The sequence below is a fragment of the Providencia sp. 6390 genome (assembly GCF_058148425.1).
On sequence record NZ_JBYVYL010000003.1, the window covers coordinates 325475 to 346959 of the forward strand.

Sequence of the window (21485 nt, forward strand, 5' to 3'; positions counted from 1 at the left end):
AGAGTGCTATGGTTTCTTATTCGCTGTTGTTAAATGACCATTGAGGTCGATCCACACCCAATCGCCCCCTACCCACCAGCTGTGCTCTCCATCCGTTTCCAATTGACAGCCAGTACCTACGTTAGCTTTGCCATTTTCAAATGGGTAAGCACAGTCATATTTTGCTTCGATAACAATATTACCTGTCTTTTCATCAGCAAAACCGATTTTATTGCCTTGACGAATACGATAGACGCCATCTTGAGCTTCATCGGGCCAATTATCAAAATAATAAGGTTGATACACTTGCTCCCCTTGTTTATCAATAACAAATAACCCCTGATGAGGGATGTTTTTTAAGCAATATTGATAGGGTGAGTTTGGTTCAAAACAACTAAGCTCTTGCTCAGGATCATCTAGAAGCTGAACATATTGTTCATGCAATGAGTCTGCAAATAGCATATTTGGCATCACACATATAAATAGCAATAGACGCCTACTGATTAAATTAAAAGCCATATTTTAGCACCTATATTGATATTGATTATTGCAGTATTCACTTAATATAACGGATCTTTTGATAATAAAAACTCAGAAAAAAATGAAAAAACAAACTATAAAATAAACATTTATTCACTTATTAATAACTGAGAAACACAAAAATCATTGTTAAATAATTAAAATAAAAACAATGAAGTAAAGAAATAAACAAGTCAGTTATTCACTCAGTCATTTTTGAACTCACTCACATAACCACCACATTGTTCACACATTAATAAAATAAAGCGTTATTGTTAATGATATGAAAAATAATTGTTGAATTGATGATTATACTGAGGGAAAAATGAGCATTGAAAACTATGACTATATTATTGTGGGAGCCGGCTCAGCCGGCTGCGTGATCGCCGCTAGACTGATCAAAGAAACTCAATCACGCGTGCTACTACTTGAAGCAGGTGGCAGTGATAATCACTTATATATCAAGATGCCAGCGGGTGTTGCAAAAATTATTGCACAGAAAAGTTGGCCTTATGAGACAGAGCCAGAACCACACGCTAATAACCGAAAAATGCAAATCGCCCAAGGCAAAGTGCTCGGTGGTAGCAGTTCCGTCAACGGTATGATTTATATTCGAGGCCAGCGACAAGATTATGACAACTGGGCTCACACTTATGGTTGTGATGGCTGGAGCTATCAAGATGTTTTACCATGGTTTAAAAAAGCTGAGAAAAACGAGAGCCTTTCTAATCAGTACCATGGCACCGATGGTATGCTTCCTGTCAGTGAGAACCGCTATCGCCATCCACTATCGATGGCATTTATACGTGCAGCCCAAGATCAGGGGCTACCTTACGTTAATGATCTCAATGGAGAGAGCCAACAAGGTGTCAGTTTTTACCAAACCACAACACAAAATGGTGAAAGAGCCAGCACCTCAAAAACCTATCTAAAAAGTGTTGCACAAAGTGACAAATTGACACTAAAACTGAATAAACAAGTCAATCGCATCATCATTAAAGATGGCGTAGCAGTGGGTGTCGCTTATCAAGGTAACAATGGTCATGAAATAGAAGCTTTCGCTAACCAAGAAGTGATTATTTGTGCTGGCGCGATGGGTTCAGCAAAATTACTGATGCTATCCGGTATTGGTCCTAAAGAGCATTTATCATCATTAGATATCGACACTATTGCAGATCTTCCTGTCGGTAAAAATTTTCACGATCACCTGCACATGTCAATCAACGTGACAACGAAAGAGCCGATTAGTTTATTTGGTGCCGATCAAGGTATCAATGCCTTAAAACATGGTTTTCAGTGGTTAGCTTTTCGTAGCGGGCTATTAGCCTCAAACGTACTCGAAGGTGCTGCGTTTATTGATAGCTGTGCTCAAGGTCGACCTGATATCCAGATCCACTTCTTACCAATGCTAGACAGTTGGGATGATGTTCCTGGAGAACCCCTTCCTGCTGCACACGGTTACACTTTAAAAGTTGGCTATTTGCAGCCCAAGTCCCGCGGTGAATTACTCTTACGCAGCAAAGATCCACAAGCGCCACTAAAAATTCACGCTAACTATTTAGCAAAAAAAGAAGACTTGGAAGGTTGCAAGCGCGCAGTGAAATTTGGCTTACAAGTTCTTGAGTCTGAAGCGCTACAAGCCGTCAGCAAACAGCTACTTATGCCACCAGCAGAGGTTCGCCATGATGAAGCTGCATTAGAGGAGTTTGTCCGTAATTTCTGTAAAACGGTTTACCATCCAGTAGGAAGTTGCCGAATGGGTCAAGATCCAGTGACATCCGTCACTGATTTACGCTTACGCGTGCATGGTATAAATAAATTACGCGTTATCGACTGTTCAGTGATGCCTGAAATTACCAGCGGTAACACTAACGCACCAACGATTATGATTGCAGAGCGCGGAGCCGCCATGATCATAGAAGACAATCATTAATTTTTATAACAGCCCGCCTTAATTAAGCGGGCTATTTTTATATGCAATTAATTATTTAATAATACAACCACCCAAGTAATTATTACTAATTAAATAACCAATTAATTTTAAATACAAAAAAACTAACCACCCACCTTAACTGTTGTGGCTGCTGTTTTCGCCATATTCAAAGCATCATCAATCGAATCGGCGATTGCCAGAACAACGCCTAAACGACGCGTTCCCGCAATTTCAGGTTTACCAAATAAACGTAATTGAATATCCGAGACTAGAGCCTGTTTGATGTCGGCAAAAACCACATTCTTGCTATGCAATTCAGGCAAAATAACCGCTGAAGCACTTGGGCCATATTGTCGTATACAGCCAATTGGAAAACCGAGAAATGCCCGAACATGCAAAGCAAATTCAGATAAATTTTGGGATATTAATGTCACCATACCCGTATCATGTGGGCGCGGGGAAACTTCATTAAAAATGATCTCATCGCCACACACAAACAGTTCAACACCAAATAAACCATAACCGCCTAATGCAGTGACAATTTTAGCAGCTGAATCTTGAGCATTTTTTAATGCGGTTTCACTCATCTGTTGAGGCTGCCATGACTCACGATAGTCGCCTTTTTCTTGGCGGTGCCCTACTGGCGCACAAAAGTGAATGCCATCTGCGGCACTGATGGTCAACAAGGTGATTTCGAAATCAAAATGCACCATTTTTTCCACAATCACGCGACCTTGACCTGTACGCCCACCCTCTTGTGAATAGTGCCATGCAGACTCAAGCTCATTTTCATGACGAATAACACTTTGCCCTTTGCCTGATGAACTCATAACAGGTTTCACAATACACGGGAAGCCGATTTCATGAGCCGCTGCGATAAAATCGGCTTGAGTTTCAACAAAACGATAATCTGAAGTAGGCAATTTTAATTCTTCAGCCGCAAGCCGACGGATCCCCTCACGGTTCATGGTTAAATAAACCGCATTTGCAGAAGGAACCACTTTTTGACCTTGTTGTTCCAATTCCACTAATGTCTTGGTCGCAATAGCTTCAATTTCAGGCACGATAAAATCAGGTTTTTCTTTATCGACCAATTGGCGGATTGCATTGCCATCTAGCATATTAATGGTATAGCTACGGTGGGCTACATGCATTGCGGGTGCGTTGTCATAACGATCAACTGCAATAACTTCAATGCCCAATCGTTGACACTCGATCGCCACTTCTTTTCCGAGCTCCCCTGAGCCAAGTAACATGACTTTTGTTGCTGAAGGGCAAAGTGCTGTGCCTAGTTGATTCATGATAGATAACCTTTGTATGCAAAGACGCCAATTGAATAAAATTGATTATATACGCAAACGATTGCTTAAACCATACTGGAGTGACAATATTGGCTACTGGCTATAATTGAGGGGTTTTATCACGACCTGTAACATAAGGAACACGTTTATGATATTCAGTGTAACGTTTATGCAGTAACGCAATCACACAACATAGTAACCCTAGCCAAATCAATGAGAAACTCACACCTTTCACCCAATCGAATAACTCATTAAATAAGAACACCGCCAGTAAAAATTGAATGGTCGGCTCGATATATTGTGCCAGCCCGATCACGGTCAATGTAGTGCGCTTGATTGCCGCAGTAAAAAACAGTAACGGAATAATCGTCACAGGTGCTGCAAGCATATAGAGTATTTTAATCTGCCAATCACTGGAAGCAACGACGCTAGAACCATTCATTGATAGCCAGCCAGTGATCACCAAAGCAATTGGCAATAGCCATGCAGCTTCAACAAACAAAGACGTGATCACATCAAAACGAATAAATTTACGGATCAGGCCATAAACAGCAAACGCACTTCCCATGACCAAAGCAAGCACAGGCAATTCACCATATTGCCAAATTTGAAAGAACACACCTGAAAAAATCAGCAGCACGGCCATTTTCTCAGCAGCTACCAGCCTTTCATGTAAAAATACGACACCTAATAAAATCGAAAATAGCGGGTTGATAAAGTAGCCAAGACTCGCCGCTAACACCTGACCATGGGTTAATGCATATGTGAAAGTTCCCCATGAGATAGCCATCACCGATGTGCTCAATAAACACAGCATAATAGAGCGTTTATCAGCCCAAACCTGCTTCCACAACGTTTTGTTTTTAATAATAGAACGGATCAGTAACAAAAAAGGGATCGACCAAATCACCCGCTGAGCCAGTAATTCTAAAGGCTCTGCTCCTGGCAATAAGCGGTAAAACAGTGGCGTGATCCCCCAAAGAAGATAAGAAAAGATAGCCAGTGCTATCCCAGATCTCAGTAACATACATCACTCAGTCTTTATTAATAAATATTATGTATATATGATACCCTTTTATTGGTTTAAATGAATGATTGTTATCAAATTTTAAAGATCACGAATATGTAATGGTGGTTGTTGACGAATAAACTCAGCTAACTCATGTTGCGATGGTGCAGCACTGATCGCACCTTTACGTGTTGTCGCGAGAGCGCCACAGGCTGCGGCTTGCGTAATGATTTTTAAAAAGTACTCTTCGCTATCATTAACACCAAACTGAGCTATTGCTGCAAGTAAACCCGCCATAAACGCATCACCTGCACCTGTTGTGTCAATACTCTCAACACAATATGCACTGATCGCAATCTGCCGCTTAGCGGTTAATACCAAGCATCCTTTTGCTCCTTGAGTAATAATTTTTAAACTTGCTGGGTAGCTTTTTAGCTTTTCAAGCGCCATATCAAGGGTGATTTCTGTGGTTAGCCACAATAATTCTTCTTCAGATAATTTGAGTATGTCAGCCTGGTGAGCAAACTGCTCAACCGTCGTTTGCATTTCAATGGGATCAGCCCACATTTGTGGACGAATGTTGACATCAAAACTCAATAACCCTTCTGCCTGTTTCATCTTACTCATCGCTGCAACCAGTGAACTGCGACCAACCGGATGAACTAGTGCCAATGAGCAAAAATGCAAAATCCCTTTATTAAAAGTAGGTAAATTTTGATTACTGAGAAATTGATCAGCAGAAGGTGAGACTAAAAAAGAGAATTCACGTTCACCATTTTCCTGCAAAGAAACTAAAACGGTGCTAGTGCGATAAATTTCATCAAACTCCATTGCTGTTGTGTCTACCCCCAGATCAAATAGAGTTTTCTGCATGAAATGGCCAAACGCATCTTCTCCCACTCGACCAATAAAACCACTTAATTGCCCTAATTTTGCAATGCCAGCAGCCACATTAACAGGAGCACCGCCAGCACAGGCTTGATATTGCATATTGTGTAAAGGGATCAGATCGACTACCGCATCACCTAAAGACCAAACTTTCATGGTTTCTCCTTTCTAAGATCGAACCTATCTATCATTTAAGATAATTATGACTAGAAAATCATAATTGTTAACGTTAACATAATTAGATAGAGTATAAATAAAAAGCAATATTAGCGCACGTGTTATATCCCTTAATTATTTTTAGGGGATCGACGAGTCAGTGAGCTTTGCCAGTAATCGATCTTGAAAATAAAAGGAATATTGATGAAACAGCGTATAGAACAAGCAACGATAGCGCTTGAAACTGCTCGATTATCTCTTGATAGGCAGTTTTATCCTGAATATCACCTTGCAACCTACGCAGGTTGGCTAAATGATCCGAATGGACTTATTTATCATAATGGTCTGTACCATGCATTCTATCAACATCACCCCTACAGTGCAGAGTGGGGGCCTATGCACTGGGGGCATGCCACCAGCCAAGATATGGTTCATTGGCAACATCAACCCATTGCGCTTGCGCCCGGTGAACAATACGATCGCGATGGTTGCTTTTCAGGCTCTGCTGTCAGTCACAATGGTCAATTGTACCTATTCTATACGGGGCATATTTGGCTGTCGGAAGCTGGTGATGATAGCCAAATTTACCAAGCTCAGTGTTTAGCAATTAGCGATGATGGCATCCATTTTGAAAAGAAAGGCGTGGTTCTCCCCTCACCCGAAGGCTATATGCACTTTCGTGATCCCAAAGTATGGTATCAAGACGCCCGTTGGTGGATGGTCGTTGGAGCAAGAGATAGTTCTGATCAAGGGCAGATCCTGCTTTTTAGTAGTGATAATCTACTTAATTGGCCTGAAGAGTACCAAGTACTTGCTAAAACAGATGATAAAAATGTCTATATGTGGGAATGCCCTGACTTTTTCCCATTAGGAGAACAATTTGTCACGCTCTTTTCCCCACAAGGGAAAAAACCACAAGGCCATCAATACCGTAACCGCTTCCAAAATGGTTATCTCGTTGGTAATTGGTCGCCTAACCAACCTTATGAAATTACCAATCGCTTTAGTGAAATCGACTTCGGTCATGATTTTTATGCTCCGCAAACTTTTTTAGCTAAAGATGGACGACGCATTGCCATTGCATGGATGGACATGTGGGAAAGTCATATGCCATCAAAAGCAGATGGCTGGTCAGGCTGTTTTACCCTCCCCAGAGAGCTCACATTAAATGACCAAGGCAAAGTTCTCGTTAATCCAATTAAAGAATTAACCACACTTCGCCAATCAGCGATAGAAATTGAACCTTGTATATTCGACAAAAATAGTCAAATGAGGGTACTTGAAGATGCTAGCGCTTGTGAAATTGAGTTAATTTGGGATCTGCAAAATAGTCCAGCAGAGAAATTTGGCTTTTGGCTTGGCCAAGGTGCACAATTTTTTATTGATGGGCAATCACAACAACTGATTTTGTCTCGTCACTACCCTGAACACACAATAAGCGATTATCGTAGCGCGGCATTACCGCAAACTCGCCAGCTCAAAATTCATGCGTTTATTGATAAATCAAGCCTTGAAGTTTTTATCAATGAAGGTGAAATTTGCTTCTCTAGCCGTATATACCCGCAAGAAAATCAACGTGCGTTAACATTATTTGCGATCAATCAATCTGCAAAATTACTTAAAGCAACTATCTGGCCGCTCATTAAAGCAATTAAATAATCTTTTTATGGGAACGTTTATCGATAAGCGTTCCCTAGATTGATGACCGTTCTAATAAATCACATGAAACATACTGAATACCATTATTTTTACGTTGCTCAATGATATGCAACGCAGCCTGTTGTCCTAATTGATAATGCGGTAACATAACCGTTGTTAATGGTGGATAAAATAATTCACCTACACCAATCATATTGTCATATCCCAACACTGCCACATCTTTTGGAATACTAAATCCTTTGCCTAATAACACTTGATAGGCTAAAAAAGCAATTCGGTCATTACCACACACCACGACATCAAAGTCAGGTTTTCCATTCTTACAATGGCTGTTAATTAACTCAACCACATCAATATAATGCTCATCACCCAACGCTAAGTGGTATTGTTGCAATGCTACCTCAGCAAGCCCAGCCTCTCGCCAAGCGGCTTCTACCGCTTCTCTACGTATATTTCCGGCTAAGGTTTCTTTTGGGATATATAAACACAATGGTTTGCGATAACCTTTTTCAATCAGTTTACGCATAGCGTTATATTGCCCGTTATAATCATCCGGTATATATGCAGGTAAGCGTTTTTGTACATCAATACAATTGGCAAGCACTAAATGGTTTTTGTGTAAGCCTTCAGGAATAACCACTTCTCTTAGTCCCATCGTAGTATAGATAATACCATCAGGCCGTTGCGATAATAATTGCCTTACCGCTCGCTCATTATCTTCATTGGATGTGATATTGACCACAAAACTACTCCATCCAAATTGCCTTGCAGTTTGTTCTATTGAAAGAATAATCTCAACAGAGTATGGCGTAGTTGCAGTATCGAGTGCTAAAACACCCACTGTGGATATTTTTGATCCTTTACCGCGAATTTTACGAGCCGAAAAGTCAGGGACATAATTGAGAGTTTGAATGGCTTCCTGCACCTGCTTAAGGGTCTCAGGTTTCAGAAGCTCAGGGTTATTGATAGCTCTTGAGACTGTCATCAATGAAACATTAGCAAGTCGAGCTACATCTTTTAAAGAAGCCATTTAAGTATTTTCACTCAGCCAGATAATAATAAGTGAAAATTCTAGCATGATAGAGATAAAAATCACCTACTGTAATGGTTAACGATGATGTAATGATTACCCATGAAACTACACAAAATGCAGGATTAGTACTTTTTATGACTACTATTTTGAGATATTATCATTCCATTACATAAAAAATTTCTATAACATATCTAAAATATTAAATTAGCTAAATTAAAAAATAAGTAAAATTACTTACTATATTACTAAGTGTTTATTATTTCTTACTTGCTGACACAAACATTAACCATTAATTCCATTTTTATATTAAATTTATCTAGCCGTGAAATATAATATAAATTAAGGTCAGTAAAGGTTCGTGAATACATTAATAATAAAACTAAAAAATTAGCAAGAAAATATTACCATAGGCTTACTTCGCTATCGGTTAGACGTATTTTTTCAAATTTATATGAATATCAAATCAGTGTAACAGGAGTATGGTGATGAATAACACCATTCACGTAATCATAGAAAGTGATAATGTCATTAAGAATAAACTGAAATTAATCATGGAATCTTTTGGTTTCAGTTTTAAGTTCTATAATGATGAAGATACATTTACAAGTAATTATACGTACCCTCATGAAGAAGGAGCAAAAGAGTGCGTAGTCATATTCTTAAATAGTGAAAATAATCACATTGGTAGATTGAACAACATCAGTACTTCATTCGGTATTATTCCTTTTATTGTTATCTCAGAAAGACCTTCTGTAGAGCTTTGCCGTGAAAGTTTTAAATCCGGTGCTTTTGACTTCTTCTCATTCCCATTTAAAGATTCAGATATTGCGCATTCAGTAAGTAATGCGATGGAGCATTTTTTGAATGAATATGAGGAACTTAAAAAATTCAATTGGTTAACAGATAAATTTGATCGACTTTCTAATCGTGAAAAAGAGATCATGGACATGATCCTAGAGGGTAATACCAGCAAGGAAACTGCTGAAAAACTAGCTCTTTCACCAAGAACTGTTGAGGTTCACAGGTCAAATATTTATACCAAACTTGGAATCAAATCTTTACCACAATTAATCCAAGAATATGAATACATAAACACTTATTCTAGACAAGCATGATCTCATAGTCAGTACATTTACTGAAAGTGATATTAATTTGGTTTTTTAGCATTAATACATCATAAAATTTAACTATTTAATATGGTTTTATTTCAAATATTACGATTTTTAAAGCTTTAATAACTGTAATTAACTCCTATGATTAAATTAATATACAGGGCTGTCGCGTGTAAATTTTTACTGTGCCAGCCTTCTTGACTGATGGTTAAAGTTACTTAAGCTAATTATTACTTTCATGATGAAATTATCTCATGCATTAAATTTAAGTTATATTACTTATTTTTCATTTCCGTTAACCACAATGACACCTTCACTTATCTCATATTAAATTTAGGTTATGGCTTTGTGAATTTTATTACTTAAGAATTTCCAAATCTAAAAAATTCAGTTCAAAATCGACATACCTACCTCAATAATTAGATGATAATGACACTGTCTCTTCATTGACCTTAACTTTTATTTCAATAAGCGAAAACTATTAGCATTTCACTTAAATGAAATAAAAATTTTTTCGCCTCTTTGTTGCCACACAACAAAATGCAAACCTTTGTGATGTACTGGCAGTCGTTATAGCGCTTCATTGATATTTTTCAATTTTATTGCAGAATATCCACTAAAGCGCTCTCTTTTTTAATCAAACTTCTCTATTATCAAACATACTCAAAATAATTCGAGTTGCAGGTAGGCGACAAGCGAAGATAGACGGGGAGCATAGATAAACACTGTGACTCGGCTAGCTGAACATAGTCACTTATACCTCAACGAAAAGCCCTGCAGCTTGAAGTATGACGAGTATATACAGTCTCACATCATGGAGAAGGATATGATCGGCCTTATTATTGTTTCTCACAGCAAACAGCTCGCTGATGGACTACTTCAACTCGCCGAACAAATGCAAAACAAACAAAACTGTCAAATTAAGGTGGCAGCAGGCGTTGATGATGAACAACATCCAATTGGTACTGATGCGGTCAAAGTTATGGAAGCTGTTGAGGCTCTGTCAGACGCAGAACACATCATCCTATTGATGGATTTAGGTAGTGCACTACTGAGTGCCGAAACTGCACTTGATCTTATCGACCCCGAACTAACAGAAAAAGTCCACTTATGCAGCGCACCGTTAGTTGAAGGTACCATTGCCATTACTGCCGCAGCGTCCGGTGGAGCCTCAATTGAAACTATTTTAGACGAAGCTCGCCAAGCTCTGCGCGCAAAACAACAGCAGCTTAACGATAATATTAATGAATCAAACCAGCCGTCAATCCAATCCGATGCCTTTACCAATCAAGCTATTAAGACAGAATGGATTGTACGCAACCCCTCAGGGCTGCATATTCGTCCTGCCGCTAAACTTGCCTCATTATTGGCTGGATTCAATGCAACATTAGAACTGCGCAATAGTGATAAGTATGCAGATGCGAAAAGTATGAATCAAATCGCATTATTACAAGTACGCCAAGGCGACAAAGTTACCCTAATTGCCGAAGGTGATGATAGCCAGGCAGCTATCAATGCTTTTAAACAACTCGCACAACAAGATTTTGGCGACAATATCGTCGCTGCAAATGATAAAAATCTCATAGGCAAAGCCGCTATTATTCCTTCTGTAACAGGATTTGCCTATCACAAACTTTTAAATACAACGTTACGTTTCCCCACATATCAAACCGATGCACAAGAGATCACAAAAGCCACGCAAGCACTTCAACAACTACAATCACAGCTCACCACATTGGCAGCTTCATTAAGCCAACAATATGGTAAAAGTATTGCTGATATTTTTTATGGGCACAGCTTATTGCTGGATGATGCCGATATCCTTGAATCAATTAAACAACAAATTACTAGCAAACATAGCACTGCTGCTGAGGCAATAACCTGTGTTTTTGCTGAAATGTCACAACAGTATCAACAGCTCGATGACGATTATTTACAAGCTAGGTATATCGATATCGATGATTTGAAAAATCAGTTGCTCTTGTTGTTAAGCACCACAGATCCGCATCCTTTGACTTTAACAGAGCCAACCATTTTATTAGCGGATCATTTAGGCCCTTCAGAGATTATACGTTATAGCAATACACCCATAGTCGGTATTGCGCTTTCTAACGGTTCACCTTATTCACACACCTGCATTATTGCCTCAAAGATGGGCATTCCAATGCTAGTAAGCCTAGGTGAAGAACTTCAATCTGTTCCTGAAAAGACAAAGTTAACGCTATCGGTTGATACAGCAACATTAACGATAAGTCATATGTGAACACTCCAATTAAAGCGGAGAAATGATTTCCGCTTTAATTTGAGGTTGTTGGCGAAGTGGGATAAAAGCGTGGTTTTTCCCACTCCGTGTTATCAGCCGAAAATCAATAAATTGATTTTCCTCGTTTATTTCAAAAACCTTAACGACCGCCGACAAACAAAATACGTTTGTCAGCAGTCTGCAATTAAAGCGGAGAAATGATTTCCGCTTTAATTTTTACTGAAATCAGTCTGTCACTTGTATTCTTTAATATTAATCCCATACTGCTTTAGCTTGCGCCAAAGCGTGGTTCTTCCCATATTCAATACCTGATGCATTTCTTGAATTTTACCTTGGCAAACTTTTGCCGCCTCAAGAATAGCCGCTTTTTCAACTTCTTGAATATTAAGTTCACGGGGTGAAGTATTGGTTTGGCTATCAAACACAAGACGCTGCAAATACAAGTGGTGTTTTATTTTCTCATTGATTTCACGACTAATCGAGTGGACTAATGCAAGTAGAATAGCGCTATCCACCGTTTGGGAAACAAACGCCACAATGGCGATCACACTTCTATGCTCATTAAAAACAGGGGCAAGATAATAAAACGCACCAGACAGCTTAATTGGGTGAGAAAATAACCTAAACTGCGCTTCTGTAGCGCTATTTGCAGAGAGTATAGAGGAAATAGCAAGTGGTTTTGTTAGCCCTTCGCTTAACCATAATGGCTCCCCATCAAATGAAATTAGAGCTGCCTTAATGGTTGGATCATTGGTCGGAGCTAAACCGTTTTCGATCACTTGCTTCGAAAAACAAATTAGTAGCTCAGAGGAAATAGCATTTTCTAATTCTTCTGGCTCTGAAAAAACCACTGGTGGTGATAAATCAACAGACATAGCCATCCTTATACATCGATAAGTCATTCTGTGATTATGTCAATTTCCCATTAAATTTTAATATCACAAATCAAACAATGTATTAATAGATTTTTATCCTTTGATCTAGAACAATATCAGCAAATATATTGATAGGCTAGACAGTCACTATTATAAACAATGAAAAAGCCTGTTTATTTGATAATAAACAGGCTTTTGTTCTTTAATTAATTTTGAGAGTCTGACAAAACGCCGCTAGTTAGCTTATCTTCCTGATATAAAAAACCAAATAGCCAAAAAAATCATCAAAATTACTCAGTGACTATCGTGCCCCAAAGGTCATATTCATCAGCATGCTCAATCAGTACATTGACCACATCACCAGGTTTAACATCAAATTCGCCGTTTAAGTAAACCATACCATCAATTTCTGGAGCATCAGCCATACTACGTCCAACGGCCCCCTCTTCATCGACCTCATCAATGATCACGGGTAGCTGGCGACCAATTTTCTCTTGCAGTCTTTGCGTAGAAATTTGTTGTTGTAGCTGCATAAAGCGGTGATAGCGTTCTTCTTTGACTTCTTCAGGAACAGGATCGGCAAGCTCATTCGCTTTCGCGCCTTCGACTGGGCTATATTTAAAACAGCCAACACGGTCAAGGCGAGCTTCTTGCAAGAAGTCGAGCAGCATTTGGAAATCTTCTTCCGTTTCTCCTGGGAAACCAACAATGAAAGTCGAGCGTAATGTTAATTCAGGGCAAATTTCACGCCAACGTTTGATGCGCTCTAACGTTCTTTCTACCGCACCAGGGCGTTTCATCAATTTTAAAATTTTAGGGCTTGCGTGCTGTAATGGAATATCCAAATAAGGTAGCACTTTGCCTTCTGCCATCAGTGGGATCACATCATCTACATGTGGATAAGGGTACACATAGTGCAAACGAACCCAAACCCCCATTGATGCTAACTGTTCACACAAACCCACCATACTGGTTTTAACCGGTTTACCATCCCAAAAACCAGTGCGATGCTTAACATCTACGCCATATGCAGAAGTATCTTGTGAAATCACCAATAGCTCTTTGACCCCTGAAGCAACCAGACGTTTCGCTTCATTTAACACATCTCCGATTTCACGGCTATCTAAATCCCCACGCATAGAAGGGATGATGCAAAAAGTACAACGGTGATTACAGCCTTCCGATATTTTTAAATATGCATAATGCTTTGGTGTTAGCTTAACCCCTTGTTCAGGCACTAAACTAAAAAATGGGTCATGCTCAGGTTTTGGTACATAGTGATGAACATGATTTAAAACCTGTTCATAACTATGAGGTCCTGTGATTTCGAGCACTTTTGGGTGGACTTCACGAATTTGGTTTTCTTTTGCGCCAAGACAACCTGTCACAATGACTTTACCATTTTCATTTAATGCTTCGCCAATCGCTTCCAGCGACTCTTGTACCGCACTATCGATAAAACCACAGGTATTCACAATGACTAAATCAGCATCATCATAGCTTGGAACAACTTGATAGCCATCCGTACGCAGCTCAGTCAGGATACGTTCAGAATCAACAAGGTTTTTTGGGCAGCCAAGGGAAACGAAACCAATTTTTGGCACCGCATTGGTATTTTGCGACATAACTCACTTCTTTATTGTTTTTAAAAAATGGGCTGGATTTTACCTGAAGTATAGTAGGAATTGTATAAATTTTTATCGCTACTCATCATACTTTTAGTGGCTGTGCTTGTCGTCAAGTTGCAGCACGGTTGACTATGTTCATTCATGCCAATCACCGTGTTTTCTATACTTAGAATGACTTATTCACTTACCCCATAAATTATTTAGAGTGTGTGAGATGATGGTATTGAATAGCCAAAAAATCACCCAAATCAATGATTGAATGTTTGCCTATTATGTAAAACAAATTATTCATTTGTTTTACATAACCAATTTAAAAAACACACCCCACTACATTGATTTTTAAGCATAAAAAAAACAATAATATCATTGTTCACTATTCATTTATTGTTTGAATACATATCCACTGATATAACAAATTACTATTAATTTAGATGATTAAAATAGAATAAATTAGGTACTGAATATAATGATGAAAATTTCACCTGCAATTAAGCCAATGAATGGAAAAATGCTGTTAGTCCTTTCGTTACTATTATCTGGGTGCTCTATACAGAACAAAAATGACACTCAAGATTTAACTCAAACGTTTAAACGTGAACAGCCTATATTGGTATATTCATTTAAAAACCAATATAGCAATTACATATTAGTTCCTGTATTTATTAAAGGGAAAGAATATACTTTTGTATTAGATACCGGAGCCTCCACATCAATTATCGACAAAAATTTAGCGAGTAAGCTCACGTCTCCTCTTCATGATATGCCAAATATCTATAAAAAATATTTTAATAATGTTAAAACAGTAAGTGGCAATAAAAAATCAGAAGAAATAAATTTTGTAAATGCCATTCCTTTTTACATTGGCAATAAATATTTCAATGGGGGTGATTTTTGGGTTGCTGATGATCTTAGTTTGTTATCTCAAGCGACGGGTGAAAACATATCAGGGTTACTCGGGGTTGATGTATTCAGACAGCTAAATTGGGAAATTGACAGAAAAAACAAACTACTAACTATCTATGATAATCCACCACCAATTACTCAATATGAACAATGTACTCCATATGACGACTACACTTTTGGCTCTCCTTATTTCCCAATATATTTTGATAATGATATCAATGTGAATGCAAGGTTAGATACAGGTTCTGATGGGAACTATGCATCCAATGAACTCATCGATTATATTAAAAACAATAAGACGAATATTACAATGGTCCCTATAGATGATTTTGACAATCAAGTATCTGTTGAGTTTGGCGGGATCCTTTTTAATAAAAATAAGTCATATAAAATATACCAAATGACTCTTAATAATACCGAATTGTATGAAAATGAATTCCAAGAAACGAGTAACAACTCCTATGCATTAGGCATGTCAGCACTAGAATCCTTTGATAAGTACCTATTGTCTCCAGATAGAATGCTATTTTGCTATAATGTAACCAAAGAAAAGAAATTGAATTTAAAAAGATATCGAAGAATTAACCTTAGAGCATACAATGATAAAATAGAGATATACTATAATAATGAAAAAGTTACCTCACAATTTGCAATCAAGAATGGAGATATTTTAGTCAGTATTAATGACATAAAATATCCAGCTAACGCCGTCACTAAAGTGAGTAAAATCATCGCGACTTTACCTGAAGGGCAAGTTGCATTAGTGATAGACCGTCAAGGAAAACAAATAAATATTAATTTTTAACTTATCGAATTAGGGCAGAAAGCGGCTCAAATATGCCGCTTTCTGCTGACAAATTAACGATTAATTGAACGAGCAATTCGTGAGTAGGTATGTCTGACACCACGGATCACAATGCTATAATTTAAAATATTTTCAGGTAAAGCAATGCCGTTATACCCTGAATCACCGATGTGATGTAAATCAGTGCCCGCCATTTTACACATCAAAGCAATTTGACGGATGGTTTGTAAATCCGCACCTTCTTGCGAAGTGCCAATTGCCGTCATCGTCAACACACCTTGTGAATGGCAATAAGCGACCATTCTTTGCACAAACTCAGCAGAAATACCCGGAACAGTGCCCGGTGCCGGTAATAAAATCACATCAGCACCACTATCAATAAAACAACGAATATCGCTCTCAGTGATCAGTTGCTCTGCCGATGCATTTAATACCCCTGCCGCATGCATTTTACCGGTAATTAACACCACTTCATCGCCAACTACGGCCTTTAATTCTTTTAAGCTCTGATTGATTTCTTGATTGGTCACACCATTACCGGGATTGCCCGTTAACACAATGATATCCACGCCCATTTCTTTTAATTTGATGGCGTTTTTGACGGTTGCTACACGGCCTTCAGAAATTTGCCATTGTGCATCCTGATTTGGATTATAAAACCCTGCGGGTACTGGCTCTAAATTAACGCCTATCACGCGGCCAGTAAGATGTTTCAACGTGCGAATAATGTCTTGAGGAGCCGTGTCAGCAGGTAGCCCTTGAACAACAGGGTTATCCACATCAAAGATATTTAGCAATAAAATGTCGGCCCCTTGGCTTGCTGCAAGTTCTGCATTGGTAACATTCATTAAAACAGGTTGAATGGTGCCGATGGTCTCAGAAACCAATAACCGCCCTTCACTGCCTTTGATTGCTTCTAATAAGCCTTTTTTACTAAGCTGTGATATTTCAGAAGCACTGCAATCCAGATAACGTTTTTGCATACCTTACACCTTAAAAAATAAGCATTCAAAATAGTGATGAGTTCATTTTAACCAATCTATCACGACCAGAGATTCCTCCCGACAAATATTTTCTGCTTGTGAAGATAATTTGCCAAAAATAATAACTCCCCTACATTAACTATTTTTCTAAAACTTTTCATGTATTTGGCGATAAAAGAAATTCTCAAGCTTAAAGTTTAACTTGAACAGCTAGAATAATAATGATTATCATTGCTGTTCCTATAATAAATAATGGTAAGGACAAAACAATGAAACTCGCTTATAAAGCTGCTGCTTCGGGTTTAGCTTTGTTTTCAATCACTGCTTTCGCTCAAGAATACCCACTGGGCCAACCAATCATCAAAGATGGTATGGAAATCCAAGGTGTCTATCTACAACCTATCACAATGGATACCGAAGAAGGCCATCATGCGATGTCACACCTCGCTGCTGATAAAGCTGACATCCATTTAGAAGCGGATATTCATGCCGTTGAAGACAATCCAAATGGTTTTGCTGAAGGTGATTGGATCCCTTACCTCAGCATCGAATACACCGTGACTAAACTGGGTGATAAACCACAAACCCAAACCGGTACATTCATGCCAATGGTTGCCAGTGATGGCCCTCACTATGGTGAAAACATCAAACTCGATGGTAATGGCAAATATCGTGTGACCTATAAGATCTCTCCACCATCACACAATAAGCAAGCCGTTTTCGGCCGTCATATTGATAAAGAAACTGGTGTTGCGCCATGGTTCAAGCCTTTCGAAGTTTCATGGGACTTTGACTATGCGGGTGTAGGCCGTAAAGGTAGCTACTAAACTTCAAAATATACTTTAAATAATTCGAGATGCAGCAAGGCGACAAGCGAAGATAGGCAGGGAGCATAGATAAACTATGTGACCCGGCGAGCGTAGCGTAGTCAACAACGCTGCAACTTGAAGTATGACGAGTATAAAGGGCTATAGGCATAACGAGTGTCCATAGCCTTTTTAAGTTTATCTTTATGGTTAATAAAATGGTCAATAATTAGAGCCTGCATAATGAGAACACTACTAAGTCTAGCCTTATTGTTTTTTTCAGTGCTAATACCCAATACGGTTTTTGCTGCTGAAAAATTTACCGTAGAATTAGAAATGAAAAATGGTGATTTGATCCCCCGCGTACTTGAAGTTCCTGCAAAGACTATCATTCGCATCAAAATCACCAATACGGGTACTGAACCCGCCGAATTTGAAAGTACCCAATTGCGTAAAGAAAAAGTCCTTGCGCCGGGTGCTAGCTCTGTTGTGGTTATTGCTCCTCTAAAACCGGGTAGCTATACCTTTTTTGATGACTTCCATCTTTCTCATCCGAAAGGTGAGATCATCGCGAAATAATGGGATAAGTTATGGGGCAAGTTCTCTTTGTTGTCTGGCGTGAAAGCTTTGAAGCACTGCTGGTGATTGGCATTATCTATGCGTGGATTAAACGCCATCCCGACTCACGTAACGGTATGAAGTTTTTGTGGGGTGGTGTCGCCCTCGGTTTGTTGGTTTCCGTTCTACTCGCATTATTAATTTATGGGGTATTCAACGTCCTTGATGACACCGGGCAATCCCTATTTATGGTGTTTATGGAGATCTTAGCCTGTATTTTAATCGTCCAAATGGTGTACTGGATGAATAAACATGGCAGTTCCATGAAATCCGAAATCGAATCAGGTATTAACCGCAATGCACAACATCATAATTGGTGGGGAGCCGCTTTAATTATTGCCATTGCCATTGCACGTGAAGGCAGTGAAATTGTGGTGTTCCTCTCTAGCTTTATTATGTCTCTCAGTGCGGCAAACGCGTCTGAATTTGCTATGGAAGTTGGCGGAGGCATTTTGATTGCAGGCTTAACACTGTATGTCTTTTTGCTAACCAATCGCCTTGTTTCTTGGAAAATCTTTTTTAAAGTCACTGGGGTGATCTTACTGTTCCTTGCATTGTCTTTGCTGCTAAAAGGAGTGGAAGAAATCGCCAATTTGCTGGTTGAATATGACTATTCAATTCCTGAATTCTTGATTTACCCTGCATGGGACACCACGGCATTACTTGATGACTCCAATATTGCAGGTAACTTTATTTCATCGTTCTTTGCCTATCGCTCACAACCTATTTGGTTAAGTGTCATTACCTTTGTGGTTTACTGGGTTGTGGTTATCACGCTGTTTTCTCGGAGCAAAAAGCATGCGTAACATTCTTTCTTTAAAAGCCACGTTATTTTGTAGTGTGGCTTTATTGATGGCAATGCCAACCGCTGTATCCGCTAAGGCGTTAAGGTCCCCTGTGCAAACAGGGGATGAAATTATCATCGCAAAAGGTGATATCCCCACACCTGAAAAATATCACACGGCTATTCGACGTTATTTGCAATTTACTCAAACACAGTTGCAACAAATGGTCGTTCAATTAGAAGTTATCGATAACAGCCTCAAAAAAGGTGACTTAGCCGCGGCGCAGCAAGCCTACATTCAAGCTCACCAATACTATGAATCCGTTCGCCCAATCATTATGTTATTTGGCAATACGGATAGAACAATTAATGCACGAGCAGACTATTTTCTCGATAGCGAAAAAGATTACCGTTTTAGTGGCTTTCACCTTGTTGAATATCAATTATTTGAGCGTAAAGACAACAAAGCTGCCCTCGTTGCCACAGACGAATTACTGCTAAAAGCACGTGACTTGCAAAAACGGGTTGCCAGTGAAACAGTTGAAATCCCTAAATTGGTGCAAGCGGCGGCTGATTTTATTGAGATGATCCTCGAAACCAAATTGGCAGGCAAAGAGAACATCTATAGCCAATCTGACCTGACTGATATTGCAGCAAATTTACAGGGCTCTGAAGAGGTTGTAACAGTCCTCACGCCTTTTATCGCTCCTGAAGCACTAAAGAGCATTCAACTAAACTACCAGAAAGCCAATCACATCATTAAACGTTATCGATCACCAACAGGTCGCTATCAACCTTATCGTCAGCTCAGTCAACAGGACAAAATGGCACTTTATTCTGTGTTAACGCAACAAGCTGAAGAGCTTGCACAGCTTAGGTCTCAGCTTAGCGTCGACGTGTATTACAAATATTGAGGCAGAAAGCCATGAAGGCAAAACCACAAGATCACGTAGCACCTGCCAATTTCTCTCGGCGAAATGCATTAAAAACATTGGCCATTGGTAGCGTTGTTGTTGCAGCCCCCTCTTTGGCAGCGACAAATAATAACGCAACCAATAATTGCCAATCTTCTTACGGCAAAACTATTGCATTTGAAGGTTTGCATCAAGCAGGTGTATTAACCCCAGAACAAAAAAATGCCACATTTATTGCATTTAATGTCACAATCGACACGGCCGATAAGCTACAAACTCTGTTTGAAATATTAACCAAACGGATAGCCTATCTTACCCAAGCACAAACATCGCCTAAAACCACCAATGATCGCATGCCTCCCGCTGAATCAGGTATTTTAGGGACTCATATCCAACCAGATTCATTAACCGTCACGGTGTCACTCGGTCATAGCTTATTTGATAACAGATTCGGTCTCGATAAAATTAAACCCTATCACCTTGTAGAAATGACCAGCTTCCCCAATGATAGGTTGGAAAAAGAGTGGTGTGGTGGTGATATCACACTGCAAATTTGTGCCAATAGCCAAGAAAGTGTGATTTATGCTGTGCGTGATCTGTTACGTCACACTGCACCGTTTATGTTCCCATTATGGAAAATAGATGGTTTCTTACCTGCACGCGATATTGATAACCATTCTACGCCGATTAACTTATTTGGCTTTAAAGATGGTACAGGCAACGCACCAACCAATGATAGTCAGCTGATGGATGAATTGATTTGGGTGACTGCTGGCAGTAAAGAGCCAAATTGGTGCTCTGGGGGCAGCTATCAAGCCGTACGCCTGATCCGTTTTAACCTTGAATTTTGGGATCGCACGCCACTAGAAGATCAGGAAAATGACTTTGGTCGTCACAAAGACAGTGGCGCTCCTATTGGTATGAAACAGGAGCACGATGATCCTGAATTCAATAAAGACCCTCATGGTGATCGCGTCTTATTTGATTCACATATGCGCCGTGCAGAGCCTCGTAACCCTGAACGCTACACGGCCAAATTACGCCGCCGTAGCTATAGCTACTCATTGGGGTTAACTTCTAATGGGCTACTGGATATGGGGTTGATTTTTGTTTCCTACCAAAAAAACCTCAAAACAGGTTTTATCGACACCCAAAAACGTCTTAATGGTGAGCCGCTTGAACGCTATATAAAACCTTTCGGTGGTGGTTACTACTTTGTCTTGCCGGGTGTCAAAAGCGCCCAAAACTATCTCGCACAAGGTATGTTCGAAGCCTTAAAAAGCGCATAATCAGCTTTAAAAATAGCGGGGGCAGTAT

18 protein-coding genes are annotated in these 21485 nt (G+C 39.3%); 10 read left to right on the forward strand and 8 right to left on the reverse strand.

Translation table 11 applies throughout. From position 1 onward, the window contains the following. Window positions 1-6 precede the first annotated feature (6 nt). Window positions 7-498: a WG repeat-containing protein gene (locus AC3Z9T_RS08840; RefSeq protein ID WP_490125820.1), complete on the reverse strand. Its 492-nt coding sequence runs from the start codon at window positions 496-498 to the stop codon at window positions 7-9. Between the two features lie 325 nt (window positions 499-823). Here AC3Z9T_RS08840 and AC3Z9T_RS08845 point away from each other — a divergent pair, with 325 nt between their 5' ends. Beyond that, window positions 824-2431 carry a GMC family oxidoreductase gene (locus AC3Z9T_RS08845; RefSeq protein WP_490125821.1) on the forward strand — a complete coding sequence of 536 codons (1608 nt, stop codon included), beginning with the start codon at window positions 824-826 and terminating at the stop codon, window positions 2429-2431. 122 nt (window positions 2432-2553) lie between these two features. Here the strand turns inward: AC3Z9T_RS08845 and purT are convergent, their stop codons facing one another. The 3 genes from purT to AC3Z9T_RS08860 all read right to left on the reverse strand — a co-directional run bounded on the left by purT (window position 2554) and on the right by AC3Z9T_RS08860 (window position 5785). Further along, window positions 2554-3732 carry a formate-dependent phosphoribosylglycinamide formyltransferase gene (gene purT / locus AC3Z9T_RS08850; RefSeq protein WP_490125822.1) on the reverse strand — a complete coding sequence of 393 codons (1179 nt, stop codon included), beginning with the start codon at window positions 3730-3732 and terminating at the stop codon, window positions 2554-2556. Between the two features lie 100 nt (window positions 3733-3832). Then, window positions 3833-4759 (reverse strand): EamA family transporter RarD, encoded by a 927-nt coding sequence (gene rarD / locus AC3Z9T_RS08855; protein WP_490125823.1) that lies wholly within the window; start codon window positions 4757-4759, stop codon window positions 3833-3835. A gap of 81 nt (window positions 4760-4840) precedes the next feature. Continuing rightward, complete coding sequence (locus tag AC3Z9T_RS08860) at window positions 4841-5785, reverse strand: PfkB family carbohydrate kinase (RefSeq protein ID WP_490125824.1); 945 nt, start codon at window positions 5783-5785, stop codon at window positions 4841-4843. 204 nt (window positions 5786-5989) lie between these two features. Here AC3Z9T_RS08860 and AC3Z9T_RS08865 point away from each other — a divergent pair, with 204 nt between their 5' ends. Next, on the forward strand, window positions 5990-7444 hold the full coding sequence (locus tag AC3Z9T_RS08865; RefSeq protein ID WP_490125825.1) for a glycoside hydrolase family 32 protein: 1455 nt from the start codon (window positions 5990-5992) through the stop codon (window positions 7442-7444). Window positions 7445-7478: 34 nt separating this feature from the next. Here the strand turns inward: AC3Z9T_RS08865 and AC3Z9T_RS08870 are convergent, their stop codons facing one another. Then, window positions 7479-8474, reverse strand: a complete 996-nt coding sequence (locus AC3Z9T_RS08870) for a LacI family DNA-binding transcriptional regulator (RefSeq protein WP_490125826.1) — start codon at window positions 8472-8474, stop codon at window positions 7479-7481. Between the two features lie 488 nt (window positions 8475-8962). On the opposite strand from AC3Z9T_RS08870, the gene AC3Z9T_RS08875 reads away from it, so the two are divergent. Together AC3Z9T_RS08875 and dhaM are read left to right on the forward strand one after the other, a co-directional pair. Continuing rightward, a complete protein-coding gene (locus tag AC3Z9T_RS08875; protein WP_490125827.1) occupies window positions 8963-9592 on the forward strand; it encodes a response regulator transcription factor in 630 nt (209 codons plus the stop codon). Between the two features lie 823 nt (window positions 9593-10415). Then, the gene (dhaM, locus tag AC3Z9T_RS08880; protein WP_490125828.1) at window positions 10416-11852 is read left to right on the forward strand and encodes a dihydroxyacetone kinase phosphoryl donor subunit DhaM; all 1437 of its coding nucleotides are present in this window, start codon (window positions 10416-10418) and stop codon (window positions 11850-11852) included. 233 nt (window positions 11853-12085) lie between these two features. On the opposite strand, the gene AC3Z9T_RS08885 is transcribed toward dhaM, so the two are convergent. Then, window positions 12086-12727, reverse strand: a complete 642-nt coding sequence (locus AC3Z9T_RS08885) for a helix-turn-helix domain-containing protein (protein ID WP_490125829.1) — start codon at window positions 12725-12727, stop codon at window positions 12086-12088. Window positions 12728-13017: 290 nt separating this feature from the next. Beyond that, complete coding sequence (gene rimO / locus AC3Z9T_RS08890; protein WP_490125830.1) at window positions 13018-14352, reverse strand: 30S ribosomal protein S12 methylthiotransferase RimO; 1335 nt, start codon at window positions 14350-14352, stop codon at window positions 13018-13020. 469 nt (window positions 14353-14821) lie between these two features. Here rimO and AC3Z9T_RS08895 point away from each other — a divergent pair, with 469 nt between their 5' ends. Further along, window positions 14822-16063 carry a retropepsin-like aspartic protease gene (locus tag AC3Z9T_RS08895; RefSeq protein ID WP_490125831.1) on the forward strand — a complete coding sequence of 414 codons (1242 nt, stop codon included), beginning with the start codon at window positions 14822-14824 and terminating at the stop codon, window positions 16061-16063. Window positions 16064-16116: 53 nt separating this feature from the next. Here the strand turns inward: AC3Z9T_RS08895 and AC3Z9T_RS08900 are convergent, their stop codons facing one another. Continuing rightward, window positions 16117-17046, reverse strand: a complete 930-nt coding sequence (locus AC3Z9T_RS08900; protein WP_490125832.1) for a DUF7916 family protein — start codon at window positions 17044-17046, stop codon at window positions 16117-16119. Window positions 17047-17315: 269 nt separating this feature from the next. On the opposite strand from AC3Z9T_RS08900, the gene AC3Z9T_RS08905 reads away from it, so the two are divergent. The 5 genes from AC3Z9T_RS08905 to efeB all read left to right on the forward strand — a co-directional run bounded on the left by AC3Z9T_RS08905 (window position 17316) and on the right by efeB (window position 21457). Next, window positions 17316-17873, forward strand: a complete 558-nt coding sequence (locus AC3Z9T_RS08905; RefSeq protein ID WP_490125833.1) for an iron transporter — start codon at window positions 17316-17318, stop codon at window positions 17871-17873. Between the two features lie 222 nt (window positions 17874-18095). Then, on the forward strand, window positions 18096-18431 hold the full coding sequence (locus AC3Z9T_RS08910; protein WP_490125834.1) for a cupredoxin domain-containing protein: 336 nt from the start codon (window positions 18096-18098) through the stop codon (window positions 18429-18431). Window positions 18432-18442: 11 nt separating this feature from the next. Further along, window positions 18443-19276: an FTR1 family iron permease gene (locus AC3Z9T_RS08915; protein WP_490125835.1), complete on the forward strand. Its 834-nt coding sequence runs from the start codon at window positions 18443-18445 to the stop codon at window positions 19274-19276. Next, complete coding sequence (locus AC3Z9T_RS08920; protein WP_490125836.1) at window positions 19269-20168, forward strand: EfeM/EfeO family lipoprotein; 900 nt, start codon at window positions 19269-19271, stop codon at window positions 20166-20168. Before AC3Z9T_RS08915 ends, AC3Z9T_RS08920 begins: the two co-directional genes overlap by 8 nt. Window positions 20169-20179: 11 nt before the next feature. Then, entirely contained in the window at window positions 20180-21457 is a 1278-nt protein-coding gene (gene efeB, locus AC3Z9T_RS08925; protein ID WP_490125837.1) for an iron uptake transporter deferrochelatase/peroxidase subunit, read from the forward strand. Window positions 21458-21485 lie beyond the last annotated feature (28 nt).